The following is a 26,081-nucleotide window of genomic DNA, read 5'->3' on the forward strand; positions in this document are numbered from 1 at the left end:
GGAATCTGCCAAAAAGCCGAAAAACAACATAAAAATGCAGCAAAACAACACAAAACCTGCTTAACAATCGTTTGCAAAGCAAAATCAAAATGAAGTTGCTTAAGAAAAATATTTCAGTAAGATGAATTACTCATGAGAAACATAAATAAGCAAAACAAAGTGCTTCTCAGGTTCAAAGCAGGGTTGCAAAAAAATAAGAATCGCCACCTCCCGGCGGGTGGGCAAGGATAGCGCTGGGATAGTAGTAGCACCAAGCAGCTTCAACCCAATAATACAAGAGACGGAGACACCATCATGAGAGACGCATTCAAGGCCGCTTTCAAACATAGCCTCATCGCTACCGCATTGCTCGTACCGTTCGCTGCGCAAGCTGCCACCGCCGGTCCGGGCACATGGTCGGGCAACCAGACCTGGGCTGCGGACGCGGCGCATGGCGGCAACCTGACTGGCTACTATTACTGGCCGGCGACCCAGCCTGTGCATGCCAACGGTAAGCGCGCACTGGTGCTGGTTTTGCACGGCTGCGCCCAGACCGCCGCCAATGACGTCATCAATGGTACTGACGGTGGTTACAACTGGAAAGGCGTGGCCGACCAGTATGGTGCGGTGGTCCTGGCGCCGAATGCCACCGGCAATGTCGCTGGTTATCACTGCTGGGATTACTACGGCACCTCGCATTCGCGCACTGCCGGCCATCCGGGGGTGTTGCTGGATCTGATCAACCGTTTCAAGAATGACGCCCAATACGAAATTGATCCCAACCAGGTTTATGTCACCGGCCTGTCTTCCGGTGGCGGGCAGACCATGGTCATGGGGTGCCTGGCTCCCGATGTGTTCGCAGGTATCGGCAACAATGCCGGCCCGTCGCTGGGCACGACCTCTGGCCAGATCGGTTCGGTACCGTCCGGCTACACTGCGACCACCGCAAAAAACAATTGCCTTAACCTGGCCGGCAGCAACAGCAGCCATTTCTCCACGCAGATCGCCAGTGCCATCTGGGGCGACATGGACTTCACCGTCGGCCAGGCTTACGGTCCGTTGAACATGGATGCCATGCGCATGGTGTATGGCGGTTCTTTCACCAGCGCCAGCCTGACAGTAAGCGGTGGCGGTAGCGGTTCCAAGCACACTGATGCCAATGGCAAGCTGCGCACCAGCCAGATCGCAGTTGCCGGCCTGAGCCATGCATGGCCGGCCGGAGCAGGCGGCCAGAACACCAATTACGTCAACAACACCAAGGTTCATTACCCGAACTACATCATGGACTTCTGGTTCACCAATAACCTGCGTGCAGGCAGTGGTGGCGGTACCACCACGACCACCGCGGCGGGTACTACCACCACGACGGCGGCAGCGACCACCACCACAACGACGGCGACCACCACCACGACCACGGTTGCGGGAGGCGCCTGCTTCAACGCCAGCAACTATGCACATGTGAGTGCGGGACGCGCCTACAACAGCGCCGGGTATGCGAAGGCCAACGGTTCGAACCAGAACATGGGCTTGAACAATACCTTCTACACCAGCAAGCTGCGCGAGACCGGTACCAACTACTACATCATCGACAGCACCTGCCCGTAACAGGTATTAGCCAGGGTATCGCGCACCGCCCGGTGCGCAATTAAACAAAAAGCGGATCGAAGGATCCGCTTTTTGTTTTCGGGGGGCGCCGCCGGATATTAAAACAGCAGCCCGAGCAGCATGGCCTTGGCCACCGCCTGGGTGCGGTTTCTGACCTGCAGCTTCGAGAAGATTTGCTCGATGTGGTATTTCACATTCTTTTCCGTCATCTCGAGAATCTGCGCGATTTCCCAGTTGGTCTTGCCCTCGTTGATCCAGCGCAGGATCTGCTTTTGCCGGTCGCTCAAAGCTTCGTTGGGCGCTGTCAGGCGGCTGAATTCCTGCACCGTTGTCAGCGCGCGCACGAGCGCCAGATGCAAGTGGGGCGTGATCATCTTCATGATGAAGATTTCACGCTGGCCGATTTCGCCGGGAATGCGGGAAAAAATGAAATACGAGGCCAGCGTGCGCTGCACGTCCAGCACCCCATGGGCGATCGTATTGTGCAACTCGTATTTATTGAAAAGCCTGACCCATTCTTCGGGAAACAGCGCATCGTCGCGTCCGCTCTGGTACAGCACCGGTTCCTGGGAGGCGCGCCAGCGCTGCATCAGTGGACTGTCGACGCGGCCTTCGGCGGTGGCCAGTTCGTCAAAGTATGCCGGCGGATAACTATGGTGCAATACCTTGTGCGCATAACTGCCCTTGGGACTGACGCCGCCGACGCCGCAGACCATGACGTCCTGATGCAAGACTTTTTGTACATCGTTATTCAACAATCCCAGCAGTGCTTGCGAATCCTGGATTGCCGTCGAGCGCACGATGATATTCATCAGCAAGCTGGGGTCGATTCCCAACTCCGCTGCCTGATTGAGTGCGTCCATCTCCTGTTCCAATTGGCCTGTCTCCGTTTCCCCGCTTATTTTTCTTATGGTTCGTGCCTTGTTGTCTTCGAAAGCACTTGGCCTTGCTGCGCTGCTCAGGCTTTCTTCAGCCGCCTATCTTGTACGTCTGCGCGTTTTTTTGCTGCGAAGCAGCAAGCCGGATAGCAAGGCAAATCACCAACTTATTATATTTTTAGCGTTAACTATGATGAATTCGGTGATGCGGTGCAAGTCCTTATTGATTTGTCGCAAACAATTGTTGCTTGCTGTCGCGCCTGTTCCGCGTGATTTCATCACCGGAGGGCTGTTGTTTGCGCAGATTGCCCGCTTTCGGTATTTGGCGTGGCCGGCGGCGGAACGATTTCACCGACCAGGAATTCCGGCCGTGCCTTGATTTCATCAAAAATTTGCGCCAGGTAGGCCCCCAGCACGCCGATGCCGAGCAGGTTGGCCGAGCCGAAGAACAGCACGACCACCGTCATCGAGGTCCAGCCCGAGACCGCGGCGTGGGTCACCCAGGAATAGACCGCCTGCATCAACAGCAGGGCGGCGGCCAGCATGCCGAACACGCCAAGGCGGAAAATCATCGACAGCGGCTTGGCGCTGTAGGAGGTGATCGCCGTGATCGCCAGCCGCATCAGTTGCGCGGTGCTCCACTGGCTGCTGCCGGCGATGCGCGGCGCCACATCGAAGGCCAGCGGCACGGTGGTGAAACCGGTCCACACCGTCATGCCACGGAAGAAGCGCACCTTTTCCGGAAAGGCCAGCAAGGCCTCGACCACGCGCCGGTCCAGCAGGCGAAAGTCGGATGCGCCTTCCAGGTCGAGTCCGGTCAGGGTGTGCATCAAGCCGTTGAACAGGCGCGCGTTCAGGCGCGCAAACCAGGTATCGGTGTCGCGGTTGGCTTTTTGCGCGGCGACGATCTGGGCATTGCCAGTGCGCCACAGCGCCAGCATTTGCGGCAACAACGCCGGCGGATGCTGGCCGTCGGCGTCCATCACGACGACAGCACGTCCGCGCACCTGGCGCAGGCCAGCCAGGATTGCCGCTTCCTTGCCGAAGTTGCGGGTAAAGCGCAAGCCATGCAATTGCGGGTAGCGCGCCAGTTCGGCGCGCAGGCGTTCCCAGGTGGCGTCGCGGCTGCCATCATCGACTACCCAGACTTCATAGCTGTCGCTGCAGCCGTCCAGCACGCCGAACAGTTGCGACAGGAAGGCGGCGATGCCTTCGGCTTCATTAAATGCCGGAACAATGATGCTCAATTCCGGGACAGTGTGGTTCATCGGATTCATTTCAGTTCGTCGAGCTTTTTGGTCCAGCGGTTGTTCGGGTATTCCTCGCGCAGTCGTTGCGCGTAGGGCAGGGTGGCTGCGCGCTTGCCGTCTTCGTGTTCCAGCAGGATATAGGTGTACAAGGCCTCAGGCAGCCAGAAGCCATGGTAGCGCTCGATCAGTTCACGGTAGCGCGCCTTGGCCTGTTCGCGCTGGCCGCCCAGTTCGCTCGATTTCGCCAGCCAGAACAAGGCTTCTTCCTTTTTCGCCGGCGGCTTGCGCATTGCATAGGCGCGCTTGAATTTTTCGCTGGCTTCCTGGTACTTGTTGGCGTTCATCGCTTCCCAGCCGGCCAGGTAGACCTGTTCCGGCGAATTCAGGGCGAAATAGGCGCCGGCCACCAGCAGCGCCAGCCAGCCGGCTGCTACGGGCACCCAGCCGCGCGCGCCGATGCCGGTTTCGACCTGCGCCGCTTGCGGGAGTTGCGTAGGACGGCGGCGTCCGCGCCAGAGCAGGAAGATGCTGAGCAGCAGTGCGAGCGCGCTTGCCGTCATGCCGAGTTTGCCGACCAGGGTGTGGCCATACACCAGGCGGATTTCCTTTTCCTGCGGCACTACCAGCATGAAGCCAGGACCGGCGATATGCAGGCTGCCTTGCGAGGCCAGTTGCCAGCGCGGATGGTAAGCCATCTTGATCAGGTGCGGACTGCCGATGGCCGTGGTTTCGAACACCAGTGCGTTGCGCTGCAAGGAGACTTCCCGCACCGCGGGCGCGCTGCCCTGATGCGGCCGCAGCGCCAGGTCCTGGCCGTAGACCGGCAAGTAGGCATCGAAGCGGCTGCGCGTGCGGAACCAGGCGAAGGCATCCTGCATCCAGTCGGCCAGGGGGCGTAGTTGCAGCGGCTGGGTGACCACTTGCGCCAGGCTGCTGTCGAAATTCTTCAGGCGGTACAGCGCGAACGGGTTGGCTTCGGCGGTCTTGATGAACAGGCCGCTGCCTTCGATGGCGTTCCTGGCTTCGCTGCTGCGCAAGAGGACGGTATCGGCATGCAGGAAATTCAAATGCCGGGCGGCGAATTGCGGATCCAGGCTGCCGCTCGGAAAGCGCACCAGCGGCGACGATGGCCTTGCCGAAATTTCCGACTGCACCTGGTAAATCGCCGGCCCCAGCACGGCCGATTCCATGTACAGGCCTTCCAGTACAGGGCGGTGGTTCAGGAACATCGGCAAGGCTTCCAGCGAACGGGTCGAGCCGATGTCGTTGTTGAGCGGATCGTGCTCGAAAGCCAGGCGCGGGCTCCACAAATTGCCGCGCATGGCGGGGAACAGCTGCGACAGGTTGTGCCATTGCGGCTTGGCATCCAGTCCGGAATGGTTCCACAGGCCCCAGTCCGGCGCCTTCTGGACCAGCGGCCCGATCCAGCCGAGCATGCCCAGGCACGCCGCGCCGGCCAGCAGCGTGCGCGCAGCCGTCAGACGGAAGCGGCCGGCGCCATCGCTGCCAGTGCTGCCAGTGCTGCCGATGGCCGCCAGCGATTGCCCCAGCAGCCAGCCGCAGGCCACCGCACCCAGCAACCACACCAGCGGGAAGAAACGGATATCGGCCACGCCCAGGCGGTCGCCGGCGATGAAGGCGACCGCGGCCAGGCCGGCGGCGCCGATGAAATAGCACAGCGCACGGCGCTGGCCGGCTTGCCAGCCGCGCCGTATGGCCGGGAATGCCAGCAGCGCGACACCGAGCGCGCCGCCGGCGAGTACCGGCCACAGCGTCGCCGGCAGCAGGTCGAGCCAGCTGGAGAGCGGAAATGAGGCATCGTTGGGAATGGTCAGGCCATGCATTTCCAGCATGGGCCACAGCCAGCCGCCCAGCAGCGCAAAGGCCAGCGCATGGCCCGCCATCAGCATGAAGAAGGTACGCTTGAAGCGCGCTGTCCGCCCGGCGCCGGCGTCGCCGCAATCGAGCAGCAGCAGGAAGCTGGAAAAGCCGAGGATCAGTAGCGGGAAACCGTGCGAAAACCCGCTGGCCGCTTCCAGCAGCGCCGCCAGCAGCCAGCCGCGCTGCAGGGTGACGGCGCGCGCCCAGGCCATCATCGACAGGAGTGCGAACAGCATGCCATAGCTGTAGGAAAATTCACCGGCCAGGGTGGACAGCAGGTTGCCGCCCCAGATCGAATTCTGTTCATGCACCAGAAAGGCCAGTGCGCCGAGCGCGCCGAACAAGGCGGCCGGCCAGGAAAAGCCAAGCCAGCGGCGGCTGGCGGAAAACACCGCGCCCGGCAGCAGCATGGCGGCCAGAAACGAGCCCCATTTGAAGGCCACTGCCAGTCCCGTCAGCTTGGACAGCAGGGCCATGACGATGAATGGCAGCGGGAAATAATAGGACAGGAAGGGCAGGCCGCCAAACACTTCCGGCATCCACGGCAGGATTTGCCCGGAAAAGAGCAAATCGTCCGCATACAGCTTGGCGTACAGCAGGTGCGAGGCGGCGTCGCCGCCGGTGGGCCAGTTGGCCGAATTGAGGAAGGCGACCCCGAGGATCGAGGCCACCAGGCCGGCACTGGCCAGCGTGAACAGGATATCGGCGATCCAGCCGGTGGCCACCCTGGAGGGCGGGAAGAAAGCGGGACGGGTTTTATTCATTTTTTATGGATTGGTACTGATGCTGTGCTTGCGCCGGGTTCCCAGATGCCAGGCCAGCAGGGCCAGTCCAGCCAGCAACGCCACCAGGGCGGCACTACGGAATTGCGCGGCGAGATTGAGCCAGGCGGTGCGCTGCTGGCGTCCCTGCACGCGGCCAGTAGGGACGACTTGCGAGCGCAAGCCCTGGGCGGTTTCGTGCAGCAGGAAGGCGACCGGCATGCCCTGGCCGAGATCCAGGTTTTGCGCACCGCTGCCGGGGCCCCATTCGATGCGCAAGGCGTCGGGTTGCGGGCGCGTCGCCGTCACCGGACCGCTTAAGGCGGCGATGCCTTCTTCCTGGGCCCACAAGAGCCAGGTGGCCTTGATTGCCGGGTTTTTGGGCGACCCGATGCGCAGCCGGCCATCGACATAGCCGGCGTCCAGCGTCAGATCATCACTGGCCGGCTGCGGCTGGTTGAAAAAGGATATTTGTCCAAATCCGGCGCCGGCCTGGTCGAAAAAGCGCACCATCACGGGGCGCAGGGTTTCCGGCGACGCCGTGTTGGCCGGCGGCGCGCGCTCCGGCCAGGTCAGCTGGTACTGCGCCTGCGGCTTGAGTTCGCGCGGCGCCTGCTCGCCCGCAGGCGGCTGCAGCGTTTCCCAGTGGCCGCCGTCCAGCAGACGCAGCACGCGCGGGGCAAAAGCCGGGCTATCGCCCTGGTTGCTCAGCGTGAGCCGGTCGCCGGTGATGGACAGGTTAAAGGAAATGTTGCCTGCCTGCGCAGGAAGGGCCGGCAGCAGAAGGAGCAGCAAGGACAAGCGCAACAACGCGCGCGGCAATAAGAAGAAAGGCCTCATGCTGGCTGTGCCGGGTGGTTGGCATTTTGAACACGGAAGAGCTTGCCATGATAGCAGCAAGTACAGGCCATGCCCGGGCTATTTGCTGTCGCCCGCATGGAAAGTCCAGAAGCGGTTGGCAACAAAGCTCCAGACCATGACCAGTCCGGTAGTCAGCACCTGGCTGAGCAGATAATGCAGGCCCAGCCGATCGACCCCGATCCACATGAACAAGGTGTTGAGAAGCAAGCCGATGAGGGCGACCACGGCGAATTTGGAGACACTTTCGGCATGTCGTTTGCTGCTGCGGAAAGTGAAGCGGTAGTTCAGGCTGTAATTGATCCAGGCGCCCAGCAATGCGCCGGCGCTGGAGGCGGGCACGGCGGCCACCCCCGCCACCTGCACCAGCAGGATCAACAAGCCATAATGGCCAATCGCGGAAATACAGCCCACGCCGAGGAAACGGACAAATTGTCGGAATAAATCGGCCATGCTGCCTGATTTGCCTGAAACATCCATAGAAAAGGGAACGGGATTGTAATGTTGAATTGTTGTCGCGGCGCGACGCAACGCAAGGGGCTGTCCGGGCCAACCCTGAATAGTATCGCGTAGGGCACTTTTTGGGAATTTTAGCGTCTCATCTAATTATGTTTTGCATCAATTTTGCTGAAAATCACGTTTTGCCTCACACTCACTCACACTCAGGCAGTGTAAGAATCGCCACTTCGGCCTTATACTCGCGAACTTCATCATTCCTTTTTTATAAGTGATTTCTCATGGAGAATGCTTTGACTGTTTTGAAACAGCGTACCGGTTCGCCGCGACGTGCAAGCGGTTTTACCTTGATTGAAATTATGGTTGTGGTGGTGATCATGGGCATCCTGGCGGCGCTGGTGGTGCCCAAGTTGATGGGACGTACCGATGACGCCCGTATCATTGCTGCTCGACAGGATATCTCCACCGTCATGCAAGGATTGAAGCTCTACAAGCTCGACAATCTGCGTTACCCGACCACCGAGCAGGGTTTGCAGGCGCTGGTCGCCAAGCCCACTTCGGGACCCGAGCCTCGCGGCTGGAAAACCGGCGGTTACCTGGAGCGTTTGCCCAACGATCCCTGGGGCAACCCTTACCAATACCTGTCGCCGGGCATGAAGGGCGAAATCGACGTGTTTTCCTTCGGCGCCGATGGCCAGCCGGGCGGCGCCGGCCCCGAGGCCGATATCGGTTCGTGGGAATTGTAGGCAGGTCGATGATGCGCACTCCGCAGCGCGGATTCACGCTGCTGGAATTGCTGGTGGTGCTGGTTGTCGTCGGCATCATGCTGGGTTTCGTCACCCTGAACGCCATGCCGAGCCAGCGGCAAGCCCTGCAGAACGAAGCGCAGCGCATCGCCCTCTTGCTGCAACTGGCGCGTGACGAGGCGATCGTGCGCAATCGCCCGATCGCCTTTGAGGTGGACCAGTACCGCTACCGCTTCTGGATGCGCAATGAAGACAATGCCTGGCAACCGATCGAGAAGGATGACATGCTGCGCGAGCGGGAATTCATACGGACCCCGGTCAATCTGGCGATCGACCCGCCGATGATGGACCAGAACAATGTATTGCGGATTGTCTTCGGTCGCGAGCCGGTCGACAAACCCTTCGTGCTCAGCCTGTCGCTCGGCGAGGCGACGGTGGCTATCCGTGCCGACGGCATCGGCAATTTCACGGTGGACTGACATGTGCGGCAGCGACAGGCGCCTGGTGCGCGGCTTTACCTTGCTCGAAGTGCTGGTGGCGCTGGTGATCGTCGGCACCGCGCTGGGCGCCAGCCTGCGCGCAGTCGGTAGCCTGACGCAAAACAGCAGCGCCTTGCGTGCCTCGATGATGGCCACCTGGTCGGCGGAAAACCGCCTGTCGCAAATCCGCCTGGGGCGCGAATGGCCGCCGCTGGGCAAGCGTTCCTTCGAGTGTCCCCAGGCCGACTTGCAACTGCTGTGCGAGGAAGAGGTCTTGCCGACGCCGAATATCAATTTCCGCCGTGTCGAAGTCGGCGTCTTCGAAGGGCAAAACCTGCAACGGCGCATCATCAAGCTGTCGCAGATCGTGCCCAACAACGCCTGAGAACCCTTCGACATGCCCGCACCGCGCCATTCCCCTGCTTTCGCATCCGCGCTGTACCGCCGGCGCGGCTTCACCCTGGTCGAACTGCTGGTTGCCATCACCATCCTTGCAATCGTCGCCGTGCTTGGCTGGCGCGGCCTGGACAGCATCGTGCGCGCCCGCGTCGCCCTGAATGCCGACCTGGAGCAGACGCGCGGTCTGCAGTTGGCGTTTGCACAGATGCAACGGGACTGTTCGCAGATCGTCGACCTGGAAACCATCCCGGATCGCCTGCCGATCATGGTCGAGCCTGGCCGTATCGTGCTGGTGCGCCAGGTGTTCGCCGAAGACCAGCCGACCCGGATTCAGCTGGTGGCCTACAATTTGACGGATGGCGTATTGTCGCGGCGCGAGTCGCAGTCGACGCGCGACCTCAATGCGCTCGACGCTTTATGGTTGTCGGTGACCAGTGATACCGGCGGCGCCGCTGGCGTGGCGCTGCAAAGGAATGTGGCCAGCATGACCGTGCGCACCTGGCTCAACGACGGCGCCGGCTGGCGCATTCCCGGCGTGGATGTGGTGTCCAGTTCGTCCTCGAGCTCGGCGACCACGCTGGCGGTGCCCACCGGGATCGAGGTGGCGATCCAGCTGAATGACCGGCCTGGCGCCCTGACCAAGACCTTCCTGCTGGGACCGGTATGAAGCGCCCCGTTCCCGAGCTTTGGCGTCAGCGCGGCGTGGCGGTGGTCACGGCGTTGCTGCTGACGACGCTGGCAATCACCATTGTCGCCAGCCTGTTCTGGCAGCAGCAGGTGCAGGTGCGCTCGATTGAAAATCAACGCCTGCAATTGCAAAAGCAGTGGATCCTGCGCGGCGCACTGGACTGGTCGGCGCTGATCCTGCGCGCCGATGCCGCCAATTCCGGTCCCGACCATCTGGGCGAGCCGTGGGCGGTGCCGCTGGCCGATACGCGCCTGGACCAGTATGTCGAAAACGGCAAGGCCGATAGCGATGCCGGCGACGCCACCCTTTCGGGCGACATTATCGATGCGCAGTCGCGCTTCAACCTGAACAACATGGCCTCTGGCGGCCAGATCAAGGCCGCCGAAGTCGCTGTATTGCGTAACCTGCTGGCGGAATTGCGCATGAACCCGGGCCTGGCACAGGCGGCCGCCGAAGCGGTTGCCGCCGGCCAGCCGAAGGCGAGCGTGTCCGGCGCCCCGGTGCAAGTCGCCGGCGCCGGCGCCAACCGTCCACGTCCACTGCGGATCGAGTATGTCGACGACTTGCTGAGTGTGCCCGGTTTTACGCCGGCCATCGTCAAACAGCTCCAGGATTTCGTGGTGGTGTTGCCGGGCACGACAAAGATCAATGCCAACACCGCGCCGGTCGAAGTGCTGGCGGCAAAACTGCAGACTATTGATACACTGTCGTCAGCCGATGCGACCAGCCTGGTGGCCAGCAGGGACCAGGCTTACCTGAAAGATAAATGCGATATAGCATTACGGCTCGGGAAAACCAACATGGATTGCGAAGCCCTTGATATCCAGACCGGCTATTTTCTGGTGAATGGCAAGGTCAGCATGAACCGCGCGGGATTGGCAGTGCAGGCATTGATGAAGCGCGAAGGCGCGACGATGCCAAGAGTGATCTGGATTCGGGAAAACTAAAAAAATAGCGAGAACGCCTTGAGTACACTGTATATCCGATTTCCTTCGAAGGCCGCCGCAGAGAACGCGCCGCCCGAGGCCGCGCCGGCGGGCCTCGAATGTCATTTCGCGCTGGCCGCCGACAGCGGCGCCGTCGAGCGCGAAGGCAGCGCCGTGCTCGACCAGCTGGGCGATGTCATCAGCGCGGCGCAGAAAGTGATCCTGCTGCTGGCTGCCAGCGATGTCAACCTGCTGCAGGTGCAGGTGCCGCCGATGTCTGCCACGCGGCTCAAGGCGGCCCTGCCTAACCTGGTCGAGGAACAATTGATGTCCGACCCGGCCGAGTGCATCCTGGCGGTCGGACCGGCGCTGCCCGACGGCATGCGCACGGTCGCCGTAGTCAATCGCGACTGGCTGGAAAAAGCCGCGCAACGCGTGCTGGCGCTGGGCGCGCGCAGCGTTGCCGCCGTGCCGCTGCAGTTATGCCTGCCATATCAGCCCGACTCGGTGGCGGCTGCGTTCGTCAAGTTCGGCGTCAGCCTGGATATCGATCTTGCCTTGCGCACCGGCGAGCAGGAAGGCCTCGGCCTGGCCTTGCTGCCAGCGCAGCCCGACACAGTTGCGCATGAAGCGCTGCAAGCGTTGTGTGCGCTGGTGCCGCACCAGGCCATTGCGCTCTATGTGCCGCAGGAGCACATTCCCGCCTGCCAGGCGGCGGCCGAGGCACTGGCGCAGGAGGAGCGCATCGCCCTGTTCGCCGACAACTGGCCGCGCTGGATCGCCGGCGCCCGCGGCTTGCCGTTCAATCTGGCCGCCGGGCTGGGTGGCGCCGGTGGACCCAGCCTGCACTTGCGTGCCTGGCGCTGGCCGCTGGCATTGGCGGGGCTGGTGTTGCTAATTAACATCGCCGGCATGAATATTGAATGGTGGCGTCTGAAAGGTGAAGCTGGCGAATTGCGCGCCGGTATGACGCAAACCTTTAAGTCGGTGTACCCCAAAGAACCCTTGACCAGCGACCCGGTGTTGCAAATGCGCCGCAATATCGGCCTCGCCCGGCAACGCGCCGGCCAGGCCGCCCCCGACGATTTTCTTGCGCTATCGTCTGCCTTTGGCGAAGCCTGGCAGGGGGCGATGCAGGGCCGCACGACCCCCGGCATCGCGACGCTCGAATACAATGAACGCACCCTGCAGGTAACCCTGAAACCGGAAGGCGAAGCGCCGACCGCGCAGATACAGGCGGCGCTGAAAGCACGCAATCTGTCCCTGACGCCGAAAACCGCCAATGTCTGGCAGATACGGAGCAGCCAATGAATCCGCCCCCCATTTTTGTCCGCTATCGCCAGGCGACGGCCAATTTCTGGAACGCCCGCAATGAGCGCGAACGCAAGCAGCTGCTGCTGGCCGCGGTCGTGGCCGTGTTGGGTCTGACCTACATGCTGCTGATCGAACCTGCCTATCTGGGGCGGCAGCAACTGCAGAAGAACTTGCCGTCCCTGCGCCAGCAGGCAGCCGAATTTCAAACCATGTCGCTGCAGGCTTCTGCCCTGGCGCGCGAAACCCCGCCGCCGGCGCCGCCCATGACGCGCGAAAGCATCGAAGCAGCGCTGGCGCGTGCCGGCTTAAAACCACAAAATGTTGCAATTGCCGGAACTGATCTTGCCAAAGTTCAACTTTCATCCGTATCCTTTGCCGGGATGGTGGCTTGGCTCGACGACATGCAAAAATCTGCCCGGGTAACGGTGGCCGATGCCAATATCACGTCGCAGGGACAAACCGATGTCGTGAATGCGAGCCTGACCTTGCGGCAACAAAAGAGCGAGTAGTGGTGACTAAAAGCAAAGGCATGGTCAGTCGGCTCATGCTATGGTTCCTGGCAGGCATCGTGACCATAGCATTGACCATGCTGGTTTTCCTTCCTGCCAGCTGGATGGCATTCTTGCTGGAGCAGCAGACAGGGGGGCGCCTGACCTTGGGCGATGTGCAGGGCACATTGTGGCGCGGGTCGGCTTTTCTCGGTGCCGCGCCCAGCGGGCGCGATCCGGTAGTGCCGCTTTTGCCTGGGCGTTTTGGCTGGCGCCTGTCGCCACTGGTATTGATCGGCAAGACAAAGTTGACAGTGGAAAATGCCACCGTATTGTCGCAGCCGCTGACCGTCGAGGGCAGTTGGCGCAGCTGGCGGGTCGGCAGCGCGGCGCTGAACTTGCCGGCCGAACGGCTGGCCAGCCTGGGGGCGCCGCTGAATACGATCCAGCCGGCGGGCACCATGCGTCTATCCTGGTCGCAATTGCAGTTGGCGCGTGAGGGGCAGGGCATTGCTGTGCAGGGAACGATGATGCTGGAGATGCGGGATGTGTCTTCGCGCCTGTCGCCGGTCAAGCCGCTGGGCGCGTATGTACTGGCGTTCGACTGGCAGGGGCAGCAGGCGCAGATGACATTGAAGACGGTAAAGGGGCCGATGCTGCTGTCGGGGTCAGGCATGCTGACCAACGGCAGGCTGCGGTTTTCGGGGGTGGCGGACGCTGAGGCAGGACAGGAGGAACGGCTGGGTAACCTGCTGAACCTGTTGGGGCAGCGCCGCAGGGAAGGTAATAAAAACGTAATTGCGCTAGAGTTCAAATAATGAAAACCAAACCAAGCAAGATATTCCTGGCCAGCCGTCAATGGCGCCGTAGCGGCATGATTGCCGCCCTGATGTGCGTCCTGGCGGTGCCGCCGGCATACGCGCAGGAACCGGCCAAGGGTGAGGCCGTGCTCAATTTCGTCGGCGCCGACATCGAATCGGTGGTCAAGGCGGTCGGCCATTACACCAACATGACCTTCCTGATCGATCCGCGCGTCAAGGGTACGATCAGCCTGATTTCCGAGCGGCCGGTGTCCAAGGCGGAAGCTTTCAGCCTGCTGTCTTCAGCGTTGCGCCTGCAGGGCTATACGGTGGTCATCGGCGACGGTTTTGCCAAGGTCGTGCCGGAAGCCGATGCCAAGTTGCAGGCCGGGCCGATCCAGGCCGGCCCCGGAGTGCGTGCACGCGGCGACCAGATTGCTACCCAGATTTTCCGCCTCAATTACGAATCGGCCGCCAACTTGGTGACGGTCCTGCGGCCACTGATTTCGCCCAACAACACCATCAACGCCAACCCCGGCACCAATTCGCTGGTGATCACCGACTACGCCGACAACCTGAAACGCATCGGCAAGATCATCGCTGCGCTTGACAGCCCGGCCGCCGGCGACATGGATGTGATTCCGGTGCGCCACGCGATTGCCGGCGATATCGCCACCATGGTCAACCGCCTGATGGAGCCGGCGCCCGGTACCGGTGTCGGCGACCGCGTGAGCCTGCTGGCCGATTCGCGCACCAATTCGGTCATCGTGCGGGCGCCGTCGGCGGCCCGCGCCAACCTGGCCAAGTCGCTGATTGCCAAGCTGGACCAGCCCACCGCCAATCCCGGCAATGTGCACGTGGTTTACCTGAAAAACGCCGAAGCGACCAAGCTGGCGCAAACCCTGCGCGCGGTCGTGTCGTCCGACACTTCCTCGCCGGCCGCCGGCCAGCAGGGTTCGGGGCTGTCGCAGCAAACGGGCATGGGGCAGCAAGGAACGGCGCAGCAGGGCACTGCCGGCGCCGGCATGCAGTCCGGACCGCTGGGCGGCTCCAGCAGCACGCAGCAGCCCGGCCTGTCGGGCGGCGGTGCCGCCGGTTTCATCCAGGCCGATGCCTCCACCAATACCCTGATCATCACCGCCAGCGAAGCCATCTATCGCAACCTGCGCGCCGTCATCGACAAGCTCGATGCGCGCCGCGCGCAAGTCTATGTCGAGTCGCTGATCGTCGAGGTGACCGCCAACCGCGCGGCCGAGTTCGGCGTGCAGTGGGCCGGCCTGACCGGCGGTGACGGCAGCCGTTACCGCGTCGGCACGCTGACCGGGTTCCAGACTGGCGGCAACAATCTGATCAACCAGGTGGGGGTATCGGCCGCCAACCGTCTGCCACCCGGCAACGGCCTGAACCTCGGCATTTTCCGCCAGGTGGGCGGCCATATCACGCTGGGGGCGATCGCCCGCGCGCTGGAAACCGACGACAATGCCAACATCCTGTCGATGCCGAACCTGATTACGCTCGACAACGAGGAAGCGCGCATCATCGTCGGCCAGAACGTGCCCTTCATTTCCGGCCAGTTCACCACGCCGGCCTCGGGCGGATCGGCCACTGTCAACCCGTTCCAGACCATCGAGCGCAAGGACATCGGCCTGTCATTACGCGTCAAGCCGCAAATCTCCGAAGGCGGCACCGTCAAGATGGCGATTTACCAGGAAACCTCGAACGTGCAGCCCAAGGGCGACGCCTCCGATATCATCACCAACAAGCGTTCGATTGAAACCAATGTGCTGGTCGATGACGGCGAGATCATCGTGCTCGGCGGCCTGATCGAGGATACTGCTTCGGACACCGAGGAAAAAGTGCCAGGCCTGGGCGATATTCCGGTGCTCGGCAACCTGTTCAAATACCAGAAGCGCGGCCGCACCAAGACCAACCTGATGGTGTTCCTGCGGCCGACCATCATTCGCAGTCCCGAGCAGAACGCCGATGTTGCGGCGGACCGCTACGGCTACATCCGAAACACGCAGGCCACCTCCCGCTCCGAGCCCTCGATGGTGCTGCCCCACATGCCGGTGCCGACCCTGCCGCCGCTGGAAAACGGCCGTCTTATTGGCGGTCCGATGCTGCAGCGGCTGCCGCAGCCGCAGCCGCCGACCATGCAACAACCGCAGCCTCAGACGGTACCTGTACCGGCGCCTGAGACTGCACCTGCACAGGTAAAGTGAGTTACTGGAAACAGACATGGATAACGTCACAATGGAAGCCCGTCTGCTGCCCTATGCCTATGCGCGCGATTTTGCGCTGCTGGCGCGGCGCACCAGCGCCGATGGCGGGCCGGTAGAGGTCTGGGTCTCAGAAGCGACACAGCCCGCGGCAATCGCCGAGGTAAGCCGCCGCTTTGGCCGCATCCGTCTGAAGTCGATGACGCGCGAGGAACTCGAGGAAGCGATCGCGCAAACTTATGCCGGTTCCGGCGGCGATGCCGCCCAGGTGATCGATGAATACGAGTCGGACCTGGATCTCGCCAAGCTGATGCGTGACATGCCGGCCATCGAGGATCTTCTGGAATCTGCCGATGATGCCCCGGTGATCCGCATGATCAACGCGCTCTTGACGCAGGCGCTGCGCGAAGGCGCTTCTGACATCCACATCGAACCGTTCGAACAGGTCTCGGTGGTGCGCTTTCGCATCGACGGCTCGCTGCGTGACGTCGTGCGCCCCAAGAAGGCGATCCATGCCTCGCTGATTTCGCGCATCAAGATCATGGCCCAGCTCGATATCGCCGAGAAGCGCCTGCCGCAGGACGGCCGCATCACCCTGCGCATCGGCGGCAAGCCGGTCGATGTGCGCGTCTCGACCCTGCCGACCGGGCACGGCGAGCGCGCCGTGTTGCGCCTTCTGGACAAGGAAGCGGGCCATCTCGACCTGAAGAACCTTGGCATGAGCGCGGATGTGCTGCCGCAGTTCGATCGCCTGATTTCACAGCCGCACGGCATCGTGCTGGTGACCGGTCCGACCGGTTCCGGCAAGACCACTACCCTGTATGCCGCGCTGTCGCGCCTGAACGCCTCCACCACCAACATCCTGACGGTGGAAGACCCGATCGAGTATGAGCTGGCCGGCGTCGGCCAAACCCAGGTCAACCCGAAGATCGACATGACTTTCGCCAAGGCCCTGCGCGCGATCCTGCGGCAGGACCCGGACGTCATCATGATCGGCGAGATCCGCGATCTGGAAACCGCGCAGATTGCGGTGCAGGCCTCGTTGACCGGGCACCTGGTGCTGGCGACGCTGCATACCAACGATTCGGCCGCCGCCGTCACGCGCCTGCTGGACATGGGGATCGAACCGTTCCTGCTGTCGTCTTCCTTGCTGGGAGTGGTGGCGCAGCGCCTGGTGCGCAAGCTGTGCCCGCACTGCCGCCGCCACGATGGCCGTATCTGGCATGCGGTCGGCTGCGACCAGTGCGGCCAGACCGGCTACCAGGGGCGGGTGGGCGTCTACGAGTTGTTGCAGACCAATGACGAGATTGCCGCGCAGATCCACAATCAGGCCTCCGAAGCCGACATTCGCACCACCGCGCAGAAGTATGGCATGCGCACCATGCGCGAGGATGGCGAGCGCTGGCTGGCCGAAGGCGTTACCACCGAGGCTGAACTCTTGCGTGTCACCAAAGAATAGGTTGCGTCTTGCCAGCATTCCGATATGAAGCCGTCGATCCCGGCGGCAGTACCAAGAAAGGCGTGCTCAACGCCGACAGCGCCCGCGCCGCGCGCGCCGATTTGCGCACCCAGGGGCTGGTGCCCATCAAGGTCGAGGCGATCGCCGCCCAGCTGGATGCCGCCGGCAAGGCACGGCCGCGTGCCTTCGGTGACCACCTGTCGACGGTCGAGACCGCGCTGTTCACGCGCCAGCTGGCCAGCCTGCTGGAAGCCGGCCTGCCGCTTGAACAGTGCTTTACCGCCTTGCTGGAACAGGCCGAACGCACCTACGTGCGCGACCTGATCGCCTCGATTCGTTCCGAAGTGATGGCCGGCGCCTCGCTGTCGGATGCTTTGAGCCAGCATCCACGCGATTTCCCCGACATCTATCGCGCGCTGGTCGCCTCCGGCGAGCAGATCGGCCAGCTTGCACGGGTGTTGTCGCGCCTGGCCGACTATATCGAGCGGCGCAACCAGCTGGTGCAGAAGGTCAAGCTGGCGTTCACCTACCCGGCCATCGTCACCGTGGTCGCGTTCGCCATCGTGATCTTCCTGCTCACTTACGTGGTGCCGCAGATCGTCTCGGTATTCGCCAATACCAAGCAAAAGCTGCCTTTCCTGACCGTAATGATGCTGGCGATTTCGGATTTCGTGCGCAATTACGGCTGGATCGTCGCCATCGTCGTGATCGCCGCCTTCCTGATATGGCGGCGCCTGCTGAAAGATCCGGCCATCAAGCTGCGCTGGCATACCTGGCTGCTGGATGCGCCAATGTATGGCAAGTTCGAGCGCAGCCTCAATACCGCACGCTTTGCCAGCACCCTGGCGATTACCACCGGCTCGGGCGTGCCGATCCTGCGCGCCCTGCAGACCAGCCGCGACACTTTATCCAACGTCGCCATGCGCGAGCAGGTGGAAGAGGCCACCAATAGCGTGCGCGAGGGCGTCAGCCTGGCGCGCGCGCTGTCGGCGCACCAGCATTTCCCGCCGATGCTGATCCACATGATTCGCGCCGGCGAAGTCACCGGCGAGTTGCCGGCCATGCTGGAGCGCGCCTCCAGCGCCCAGGAGCAGGATCTGGAGCGGCGCGCCCTGACCATTGCCGGCTTGCTGGAGCCGGTGCTGATCCTGGCCATGGGGGTGGTGGTTCTGCTGATTGTGCTGGCGGTGCTGATGCCCATCATCGAGATCAACCAGCTGGTGCGGTAGCCGTGCCCAGCCGATTAACCAAGGGACTTTAATGAAGCAGTTGCCTCTCGTTGCCAGTTTCATCCTGTTCATCGCCCTGTGCGCCTCGGTCGCGTACTGGGGCATGCAATTGTTCAGGCCGGCTGCACGCGCAGTCGCGCCGCCGCCGGCCGTTGCGGATGCGCGCATCGATGCCGCCGCCGGCCTGTTCGGCGGGCGTCCGGCCGCAGTCGCCGTGGCCAGCAATTACGAATTGAAGGGCGTGGTGATGGCCGGCAGTGCCGGCGAAAGCGCCGCCATCCTGTCGGCTGATGGCAAGCCCGCAACCGCCGTCGCGGTTGGCAAGGAAATGATGCCGGGAGTTATCGTCAAGGAGGTGCATCCCTTGCATGTCCTGCTATCCGAGAATGGCGTCACCAAGCGCGTTGAATTGCCGGAAAGCGCCAGGGGGCAGTCGAGCATGCTGGTCACCGCACCGATGCCCACCAGTCCGGCGCCGGCGCCCGATACTGCGCCGCCGCCGCCCGGCGGCAACGTCATGGCGCCGGGACCGATCACCGGCTCGACTTCCGTGCTGCGGCCAATCCCGGGCTATGCCGGCGCGCCGCCGGTCATGCAATCGGCGCCGCCAGCGCCGGGCGCGGTACCCGTGCCGACGCCACCGTCGGATGCCGGCAACAATGGCACTGCCAATGTGCCGGCGCCGAGCCGGTAAAGCCGGTTACAGGACGCTACAGGACGTAGCGCGACAGGTCTTCATTGATTGCCAGCGCGCCCAGCTTTTCGTCGACATAGGCGGCATGGATCTGCACGGTCTTTTCGGTGGTGTCGCTGGCCGAAAATGACAATTCCTCCAGCAGCTTTTCCATCACCGTGTACAGGCGCCGCGCACCGATGTTTTCGGTCTTTTCATTGACCGAATAAGCGATTTCCGCCAGCCGCCGGATGCCGTCCTCGGCGAATTCCACTTTCAGTCCTTCGGTCGCCATCAGCGCCTCATACTGCCGTGTCAGGCAGGCATCGGTGGAAGTCAGGATGCGTTCGAAATCGGCAATCGACAGCGACTCCAGCTCCACGCGGATCGGCAGACGCCCCTGCAGTTCGGGAATCAGGTCGGATGGCTTGGCCAGATGGAAGGCGCCGGAAGCGATGAACAGGATGTGGTCGGTCTTGATCATGCCGTACTTGGTGTTGACCGTGGTGCCCTCGACCAGCGGCAGCAGGTCGCGCTGCACGCCGGCGCGCGAGACGTCGGCGCCGCCAACCTCGGAGCGGGTGGCGATCTTGTCGATCTCGTCGAGGAACACGATGCCGTTCTGCTCGACGTTGGTAATCGCCTTCTGCTTCAGCTCATCCTCGTTGACCAGCTTGGCGGCTTCTTCCTCTGCCAGCAGTTTCAGGGCATCCTTGATCTTCAGCTTGCGCTTTTTCTTGCGGCCGCCGCCAATGCCGGAAAACATCGACTTGATCTGCTCGGTCATTTCTTCCATGCCGGGCGGCGCCATGATTTCCATGTGCGGTGCGGCGTCCGCTACTTCGATCTCGATTTCGCGGTCGTCGAGGCTGCCTTCGCGCAGGCGCTTGCGGAAGGTCTGGCGGGTGGTGTTGGCGGATTGCGCCTCGTCGTCCGGCGCCGGGCTGGCGTGAAAGCCGAAGTCGCGCGCCGGCGGTACCAGGATGTCGATCACGCGGTCCTCGGCGGCGTCCTCGGCGCGCGGGCGCACCTTGCGCATTTCGGCTTCGCGCGTCTGCTTGATGCCGATGTCGATCAGGTCGCGGATGATGGTATCGACGTCGCGGCCGACATAGCCGACTTCGGTAAACTTGGTCGCCTCGATCTTGATGAAGGGGGCGTCGGCCAGCTTGGCCAGGCGCCGGGCGATCTCGGTCTTGCCGACGCCGGTGGGGCCGATCATGAGGATGTTCTTGGGGGTGATTTCGTGACGCAGCGGTTCGTCGATCTGCTGGCGGCGCCAGCGGTTGCGCAGGGCGATGGCAACCGCGCGCTTGGCATTGGCCTGGCCGACCACGTGCTTGTCGAGTTCGGAGACGATCTCCGGAGGGGTCATGTTCATGGTGTTAATCTCGGAGAAAGTTAATCGAGCGTTTCGATCACGTGGTTCAGGTTGGTGTAGATGCACAGTTCGCCGGCGATGGTCAGCGATTTCTTGACGATCTCCAGCGGCACCAGGTCGGTATTGTCCTGCAGCGCCTTGGCCGCCGATTGCGCAAACAGGCCGCCGGAGCCGATGGCGCCGATGCCGTCCTCCGGTTCCAGCACGTCGCCGTTGCCGGTAATGACCAGGGTGGAGTCGCGGTCGGCCACCAGCAGCATGGCTTCGAGCCGGCGCAACATGCGGTCGGTACGCCAGTTCTTGGCAAGTTCGACTGAAGCGCGCATCAGGTGGCCCTGGTGCTTCTCGAGCTTGGCTTCGAATAATTCGATCAGGGTGAAAGCGTCGGCGGTGCCGCCGGCAAAGCCGGCTAGCACCTTGCCGTGGTAAAGCTTTCTGACTTTGCGTGCGCTGCCTTTCATGATAGCGTTGCCGAGCGTCACTTGACCATCGCCGCCGAGCGCAACGATATTGCCACGACGGACAGAAAGGATGGTGGTGCCGTGAAATTGTTCCATGAAAACCTCAAATAGTGGATAGCGGCTAAGCTATTGTGCGCTACGCCCCGATAAGCCACCAGGCAATCTGGGCGGCACATTGAAGACGCTCAAGCCGGGTAGCGGGCAACATTGAAATAATGGGGGCCAACGCGGCGATTACAAGGTCGCGCGCAAGGCAAATACGGCAGGCTGGCAGCAGGGGCCAGATAGAGGGCGAACGGGAAGGATGGGCGACGGCGCCCGGATCAGTACTTGCGTAGCGTAAGCTGGACGACCTCGCGCAGGCCGATCACCTGGAACAATGCTGCCACCAGATAATTGACATTGCACAGCTCGACCACCTTGCCCTGGCCGGCCAATGGCGCCAGCATCGACAGCAACTGGCCGGCGGCGCTGAAATCGATGCGTATCAGGTTCTTGCAATCGATCACGGCAGGATTGTATTTCGCAACATAATCGTTGATGGCATTGAGCGCGTTGCCGCGGCCATCGATCAGCGCCGGCATCATGTATCTTTCCGATTCCGGTGCAGGCTGTTCCAGCAACTCGACCGCGGTCGAGACTTTTTGCGGCGCGACGAAGGCCGGCGGCGAGACTTCGAAGGTGACGCAATAATCGATGCTGGCTTCTTCGAATTCCTGCTCGCGCTTGAGTAATTGCAGAATTTCCAGCAACAGCAGCCAGGGCGCATCGGTATCGTCACGACGGCCGGTTTCGATGATGGCGCGGATTTTGGTTGCCAGTTCAGGGGCGCCCACCAGGATCAGTTCAGCGCCGGATTTTTGCAACTTTTTCAGGGTCGCCAGCAGCAGGGCGCAACCGTCGGCTTGCACTTCCGTGACGCGCGCGAATTCGAGGCGCAGCACGCCATTTTTTTCGCTCAGCTTGTGGGCGCGCTCGAGCTGCTTGGCGATCGCCTCGTCGAGCTTGCCGGAGAAGGTGATCGCCGGGCTTGCGCTGGTCGGCTGGAGCGCGGCCTGCATGTCGAGACGTTTCCCCTCCCAGGCCGGCGGCGAAGTTTCGAACTTGGCGGCGAATTCAATCGACAGCGTCTCGAATTGCTCATGCTTGCCGGTCATCTGATACAGGTCGAACAGCATGCGCCAGACAATTTTGATCGTGTCGCCTAGCGACGTGTCGTGGATGGCGCTGAGCAACATTTGCTCGGCTATATCGTTTTGCTCGTTGGCGAATAGAATCGCTGCTTCCTCGATAGCCGGATGGGTCTCGGAGCTGGCGACGATGACATTGCCGGCGCGCGGGTCGAGCCCGAAACCGGTGGTGTTGCCCAGGGTTGGCAAGGTCGATGGACCTGCGGCCTGTGTGTTTGCCGCCTGGCTATTGATGGCAGCGGTCGGCGCGGCCCCCCTGGCGGGCGCGGCACTGGGTTGGCTCGCGGTTTTTTTGGCCGAGCGACCTAGCTCCGACGTCATTTCGGATTCGATTGCATCGATTTTTTGTGCAGTGGCACGGGCGGCGTCACGCTGCTGCGAATTGCGGGAACTGCCGCTGCTGCGGCTGTTGCGATTTGCCGAGGTTCGCGCCGGATCATTCTCGCGTTTGCGACGAGAATCATCCATGTCAGACGCAGATGTGTCCGCTTGACGGTCCTTCTTGCCTAAAAACGAAAAAATCCCCACGTCGCTCCTGTCCCTATTGCCGCCAGCAGTCCGGTTTCCCTTGATGGTCCAGAAAGGGCCGCTGGTATAACGCCAATCTTGTCAGACTGAAAATCAATCAGACAATTATAGCCTCAAAGCATATGCCGGATGTTGATTACAGCTTGATGCGCGGAATTTGTCAAATGATCCGGCCTGGTGTCGCATGTTTTGACAACAAGGAGGATGAATGCCAACAGGGGCAATGGAGAATGCGTTGTCGAACGCGAACACCTGCAAGCCATCCGGCCCGCAAGCGCATGGCGGCGGCGCTGCCACGCCCGTCGCAGCCGTCGCGCTACGCCACAAACGGCGGCCTGCTTGCCGGCATGATGCCGGCAAGCAGGGCAGGGCGATCAGTCGCCGTACAGTTTTTGCTTCAATTCGCGGCGCTGCTGCGCTTCCAGCGACAGGGTCGCGGTCGGGCGCGCCAGCAGGCGCGGGATGCCGATCGGATCGCCGGTTTCTTCGCACCAGCCATAGTCGCCGGAATCGATGGAGGCGATCGATTGCTGCACTTTCTTGAGCAGTTTGCGCTCGCGATCACGGGTGCGCAATTCGAGCGCATGCTCTTCTTCGATCGTGGCACGGTCGGCTGGATCCGGCACCAGCACGGTTTCACGCAAGTGTTCCGTGGTTTCGTCGGCGTTTTTGCGCAAATCCCGTTCAAGCTGTTGCAGGCGTGCCTTGAAGAAAGCAAGTTGCGCCTTGTTCATGTAATCCTTCTCGCCCATTTTCAGGAGTTGCTCTTCGGTCAACAGGGCGCCGTCGGCGGGGAGGGCGGGGGTCGATTTGCTTGTCTTGGTTGCCACTTCGCGTACTTTCGAATCGACGGCGGCTTCGATTGGGTTGGAAAAACTGTCGTGCGCATTTTCCTTGTCCATGCGTACGGCAGGTTTTGCCGAACTGTCCGGGGCTTAGCAGGCTTCGCTGGCGCTCCGGCAATCAATTTCGCCATTTTGTTAACTTCCGGACGCTAACGCGTGCCGGGGAGGATTGCAATCACCATGCTCTTTGCAGGCTTTAGTGCCGCCGCTTTCATTGTTGCTGAATCGGCAGCGGCAGGCACGGGCTTTTTCGCGGTCACGGATTTTACAGCAGTTTTGGCCGGGATTTCGCGAACATTATTCGTTTGTTGTGGATTTGTCAGCCGACTTCTGCTCAGCGCGCCTGCTGGGTGCCCTGCCGGTCGTCGTCTGGCTGGGGGCTTAGTATTTTTTAATACCTGCGTTCATGTCTGCTCCTTGACGCGCTACCGATGCGCATCGTGGGTGTGTTCAAGCGGCTAGTTTATACCAGACATTGTTGCAGTCCACTGATAAAAATGTCTTTTGGTAAATCTTTGCCGATAAATACCATTCTGCTGCCGCGCTGCTCATGGTCCTGCCATTTGGCGCCCAGGTCGGTCCCCATCATTTGATGCACTCCCTGGAATATTACCTTGCGATCGCCGCCGGCCATCCACAGGATACCTTTGTAGCGCAAGAGTTGCGGGCCAAAGACCTGGATCGCACTGCTGAGAAATTCATCCAGTTTCTGGCTGTCGAACGGCCTTTCGCTAATAAATGCGAAAGCGGCGATCTGGTCGTGATGATGCTGGGCGTGCGGGTGGCCATGCTCGTGCTCATGGTGGTGCGCATGTTCATGCCCGTGGTCGTGCTCGTGGCCGCAGTCGGCGTCGCATTGGTGTTCGTCATGCGTATGTGCGCCGGGATCATTGGCGCGCAAGAAATCTGGATCGATTTCCAGTTTGTCGTTGAGGTTAAATCCGCGCAAGTCCAGCACGTCGGCGATCGGCACACGGCCGAAATCGGCGCGGCCGATTGGCGCGCGCGGGTTGATGCGGCGCAGTCGCTGCGTCAGGGCATCGATGGCGTCTTCATCCACCAGGTCGGTTTTCGACAGCAGGATGCGGTCGGCGAAGCCCACCTGGCGTTGCGCCTCTTCCTGGGCATCGAGCTGCTGCATGGCGTGACGGGCGTCGACCACGGTGACGATGGCGTCCAGCATGTAGTGCGCCGCCACTTCGTCATCCATGAAAAAAGTCTGCGCCACCGGCCCGGGGTTGGCCAGGCCAGTGGTTTCGATCACCACCCGGTCGAACTGCAGCGTGCCCGCCGCACGCTGGCGGGCAAGGTTGCCGAGCGCCTCGATCAGGTCGCCGCGCACCGTGCAGCAGATGCAGCCATTGTTCATCTCGATGATCTGTTCATTGCTGTCGCGGACCAGGATGGCGTTGTCGATGTTTTCCGGGCCGAATTCATTTTCGATGACGGCGATCTTGTGGCCGTGCGCTTCCTGCAGGATGCGGTTGAGCAAGGTGGTCTTGCCGGCGCCGAGAAAGCCGGTGAGGATGGTGGTGGGGATCAATGCCATGGCTGAAAGTCAGTCAATCAGGGTTGGGGAGGGGCGCACGGAGCGGCGCGCCGTCATTTCTTTTTTGCCCGCGGATGTGCAGCATCGTACACCTTGGACAGCCGCTGGAAGTCCAGCGCAGTATAAATCTGGGTGGCGGCGATCGAGGCATGGCCGAGCATTTCCTGCACTGCGCGCAGGTCGCCGGAAGATTGCAGCACGTGCGAGGCGAACGAGTGACGCAGCATGTGCGGATGCACGTCGGCCGGGATGCCCAGCGCCTTGGCGTGCGCCTTGATGCGCAACTGCACCAGCCGCGCCGACATGCGGCTGCCACGCTCGGACAGGAACAGCGGGTGCGCATCGCGCTTCACCAGCGCCGGGCGCACCGCGATCCAGGCGGCCAGCGCCTGCAGCGCCGCTGCACCCACCGGTACCTGGCGCATCTTGCCGCCCTTGCCGGTCACGGTGACTTCGGCGGCATCGAAATCGATCCAGCCGGCCGATGTGTGGCCGTTGTGGCCGCTTTCCTTCGCATAGCGCAGATCGAGTTGCACCAGTTCCGAGATGCGCAGGCCGCTTGAATACAGCAGCTCGAACATGGCCCGATTGCACAGTTCGCCGGCGGCATTGGCATCCTTTTGCGGGTTGGCCTGCGCCACCAGGCGCACGGCGTCGTCGGCCGACAGGGCCTTGGGCAAGGGCTTTGCGCGTTTTGGCGCCTTGATGCCCTCGACCGGGTTGGCCGGCAGCGCGGTTTGCTGCGCCAGCCAGGCATAAAAGCCGCGCCAGGCCGACAGCTTGCGGGCGATGCTGGCGCTGCTTTGGCCCTGCGCATGCAGTTGCGCGGCGAACTTGCGGATGTGGGCAGGGGCAAGCGCGTCCAGCGAAAAGGCCTCGCCCAGTCCCTCGGCGCGGCACGCCAGGGCGGTGAGTTCAGCCAGGTCGCGGCGGTAATTGACGATGGTGTGCGTCGCCAGCTTGCGCTCGCTCGCCAGGCCGTCCAGATAGCCCTCCAGCCAGTCCTGATTGCCGGCCCTGCTCACCGCGTCGCCTTGCC

The 26,081-nt window shown here is 62.1% G+C and carries 24 protein-coding genes; 13 read left to right on the forward strand and 11 right to left on the reverse strand.

Features of this window, described 5'->3' with window-relative positions; all coding sequences use genetic code 11:
• Positions 1-294: 294 nt before the first annotated feature.
• Positions 295-1,584 (forward strand): extracellular catalytic domain type 1 short-chain-length polyhydroxyalkanoate depolymerase, encoded by a 1,290-nt coding sequence (locus tag D3878_RS18860; RefSeq protein ID WP_119786893.1) that lies wholly within the window; start codon positions 295-297, stop codon positions 1,582-1,584.
• 98 nt (positions 1,585-1,682) lie between these two features.
• Here the strand turns inward: D3878_RS18860 and D3878_RS18865 are convergent, their stop codons facing one another.
• The 5 genes from D3878_RS18865 to D3878_RS18885 form a co-directional block, all read right to left on the reverse strand.
• Positions 1,683-2,447, reverse strand: coding sequence for a helix-turn-helix transcriptional regulator (locus tag D3878_RS18865; protein ID WP_119786894.1), 765 nt, complete (start codon positions 2,445-2,447; stop codon positions 1,683-1,685).
• 293 nt (positions 2,448-2,740) lie between these two features.
• Positions 2,741-3,739 (reverse strand): glycosyltransferase family 2 protein, encoded by a 999-nt coding sequence (locus tag D3878_RS18870; RefSeq protein WP_119786895.1) that lies wholly within the window; start codon positions 3,737-3,739, stop codon positions 2,741-2,743.
• The gene (locus D3878_RS18875) at positions 3,736-6,357 is read right to left on the reverse strand and encodes a 6-pyruvoyl-tetrahydropterin synthase-related protein (protein ID WP_119786896.1); all 2,622 of its coding nucleotides are present in this window, start codon (positions 6,355-6,357) and stop codon (positions 3,736-3,738) included. Before D3878_RS18875 ends, D3878_RS18870 begins: the two co-directional genes overlap by 4 nt.
• A gap of 3 nt (positions 6,358-6,360) precedes the next feature.
• Positions 6,361-7,194 (reverse strand): hypothetical protein, encoded by an 834-nt coding sequence (locus tag D3878_RS18880; RefSeq protein ID WP_119786897.1) that lies wholly within the window; start codon positions 7,192-7,194, stop codon positions 6,361-6,363.
• 78 nt (positions 7,195-7,272) lie between these two features.
• Positions 7,273-7,665 (reverse strand): GtrA family protein, encoded by a 393-nt coding sequence (locus D3878_RS18885; RefSeq protein WP_119786898.1) that lies wholly within the window; start codon positions 7,663-7,665, stop codon positions 7,273-7,275.
• 296 nt (positions 7,666-7,961) lie between these two features.
• Between D3878_RS18885 and gspG the strand changes: the two genes are divergently transcribed.
• Genes gspG through D3878_RS18945 form a run of 12 tightly spaced genes read left to right on the forward strand, consistent with a single transcriptional unit; the run spans position 7,962 to position 19,109 of the window.
• The gene (gspG, locus tag D3878_RS18890; RefSeq protein WP_420799548.1) at positions 7,962-8,414 is read left to right on the forward strand and encodes a type II secretion system major pseudopilin GspG; all 453 of its coding nucleotides are present in this window, start codon (positions 7,962-7,964) and stop codon (positions 8,412-8,414) included.
• A gap of 8 nt (positions 8,415-8,422) precedes the next feature.
• On the forward strand, positions 8,423-8,893 hold the full coding sequence (gspH, locus tag D3878_RS18895) for a type II secretion system minor pseudopilin GspH (RefSeq protein WP_420799549.1): 471 nt from the start codon (positions 8,423-8,425) through the stop codon (positions 8,891-8,893).
• A gap of 1 nt (position 8,894) precedes the next feature.
• On the forward strand, positions 8,895-9,278 hold the full coding sequence (gene gspI / locus D3878_RS18900; RefSeq protein WP_119786900.1) for a type II secretion system minor pseudopilin GspI: 384 nt from the start codon (positions 8,895-8,897) through the stop codon (positions 9,276-9,278).
• 12 nt (positions 9,279-9,290) lie between these two features.
• A complete protein-coding gene (locus D3878_RS18905) occupies positions 9,291-9,959 on the forward strand; it encodes a PulJ/GspJ family protein (protein WP_119786901.1) in 669 nt (222 codons plus the stop codon).
• A complete protein-coding gene (gene gspK, locus D3878_RS18910; protein ID WP_119786902.1) occupies positions 9,956-10,927 on the forward strand; it encodes a type II secretion system minor pseudopilin GspK in 972 nt (323 codons plus the stop codon). The genes D3878_RS18905 and gspK overlap by 4 nt, the downstream gene beginning before the upstream one ends.
• Before the next feature lie 18 nt (positions 10,928-10,945).
• Positions 10,946-12,217, forward strand: a complete 1,272-nt coding sequence (gspL, locus tag D3878_RS18915; RefSeq protein WP_119786903.1) for a type II secretion system protein GspL — start codon at positions 10,946-10,948, stop codon at positions 12,215-12,217.
• Positions 12,214-12,729: a type II secretion system protein GspM gene (gene gspM / locus D3878_RS18920; RefSeq protein WP_119786904.1), complete on the forward strand. Its 516-nt coding sequence runs from the start codon at positions 12,214-12,216 to the stop codon at positions 12,727-12,729. The genes gspL and gspM overlap by 4 nt, the downstream gene beginning before the upstream one ends.
• A 2-nt stretch (positions 12,730-12,731) precedes the next feature.
• On the forward strand, positions 12,732-13,526 hold the full coding sequence (gene gspN, locus D3878_RS18925) for a type II secretion system protein N (protein ID WP_338016816.1): 795 nt from the start codon (positions 12,732-12,734) through the stop codon (positions 13,524-13,526).
• Complete coding sequence (gspD, locus tag D3878_RS18930; protein WP_119786906.1) at positions 13,526-15,730, forward strand: type II secretion system secretin GspD; 2,205 nt, start codon at positions 13,526-13,528, stop codon at positions 15,728-15,730. The genes gspN and gspD overlap by 1 nt, the downstream gene beginning before the upstream one ends.
• A 16-nt stretch (positions 15,731-15,746) precedes the next feature.
• Positions 15,747-17,186, forward strand: coding sequence for a type II secretion system ATPase GspE (gene gspE, locus D3878_RS18935; RefSeq protein ID WP_199688210.1), 1,440 nt, complete (start codon positions 15,747-15,749; stop codon positions 17,184-17,186).
• A gap of 8 nt (positions 17,187-17,194) precedes the next feature.
• Positions 17,195-18,415, forward strand: a complete 1,221-nt coding sequence (gspF, locus tag D3878_RS18940; protein ID WP_119786907.1) for a type II secretion system inner membrane protein GspF — start codon at positions 17,195-17,197, stop codon at positions 18,413-18,415.
• Between the two features lie 31 nt (positions 18,416-18,446).
• Positions 18,447-19,109, forward strand: coding sequence for a type II secretion system protein N (locus D3878_RS18945; protein WP_119786908.1), 663 nt, complete (start codon positions 18,447-18,449; stop codon positions 19,107-19,109).
• 16 nt (positions 19,110-19,125) lie between these two features.
• Here D3878_RS18945 and hslU read toward each other — a convergent pair whose 3' ends face one another.
• The 6 genes from hslU to xerC form a co-directional block, all read right to left on the reverse strand.
• The gene (hslU, locus tag D3878_RS18950) at positions 19,126-20,469 is read right to left on the reverse strand and encodes an ATP-dependent protease ATPase subunit HslU (protein ID WP_199688211.1); all 1,344 of its coding nucleotides are present in this window, start codon (positions 20,467-20,469) and stop codon (positions 19,126-19,128) included.
• 20 nt (positions 20,470-20,489) lie between these two features.
• A complete protein-coding gene (hslV, locus tag D3878_RS18955; RefSeq protein ID WP_119786909.1) occupies positions 20,490-21,026 on the reverse strand; it encodes an ATP-dependent protease subunit HslV in 537 nt (178 codons plus the stop codon).
• Between the two features lie 227 nt (positions 21,027-21,253).
• Positions 21,254-22,588: an STAS domain-containing protein gene (locus D3878_RS18960; protein ID WP_233556390.1), complete on the reverse strand. Its 1,335-nt coding sequence runs from the start codon at positions 22,586-22,588 to the stop codon at positions 21,254-21,256.
• 434 nt (positions 22,589-23,022) lie between these two features.
• On the reverse strand, positions 23,023-23,550 hold the full coding sequence (gene dksA, locus D3878_RS18965) for an RNA polymerase-binding protein DksA (protein ID WP_420799550.1): 528 nt from the start codon (positions 23,548-23,550) through the stop codon (positions 23,023-23,025).
• A 406-nt stretch (positions 23,551-23,956) separates the two neighbouring features.
• Positions 23,957-25,042 carry a CobW family GTP-binding protein gene (locus D3878_RS18970; RefSeq protein WP_119786911.1) on the reverse strand — a complete coding sequence of 362 codons (1,086 nt, stop codon included), beginning with the start codon at positions 25,040-25,042 and terminating at the stop codon, positions 23,957-23,959.
• A 53-nt stretch (positions 25,043-25,095) separates the two neighbouring features.
• Complete coding sequence (xerC, locus tag D3878_RS18975; protein WP_119786912.1) at positions 25,096-26,067, reverse strand: tyrosine recombinase XerC; 972 nt, start codon at positions 26,065-26,067, stop codon at positions 25,096-25,098.
• Positions 26,068-26,081: the final 14 nt, after the last annotated feature.

Source organism: Noviherbaspirillum sedimenti (assembly GCF_003590835.1).
Taxonomy (GTDB): Bacteria; Pseudomonadota; Gammaproteobacteria; order Burkholderiales; family Burkholderiaceae_D; genus Paucimonas; species Paucimonas sedimenti.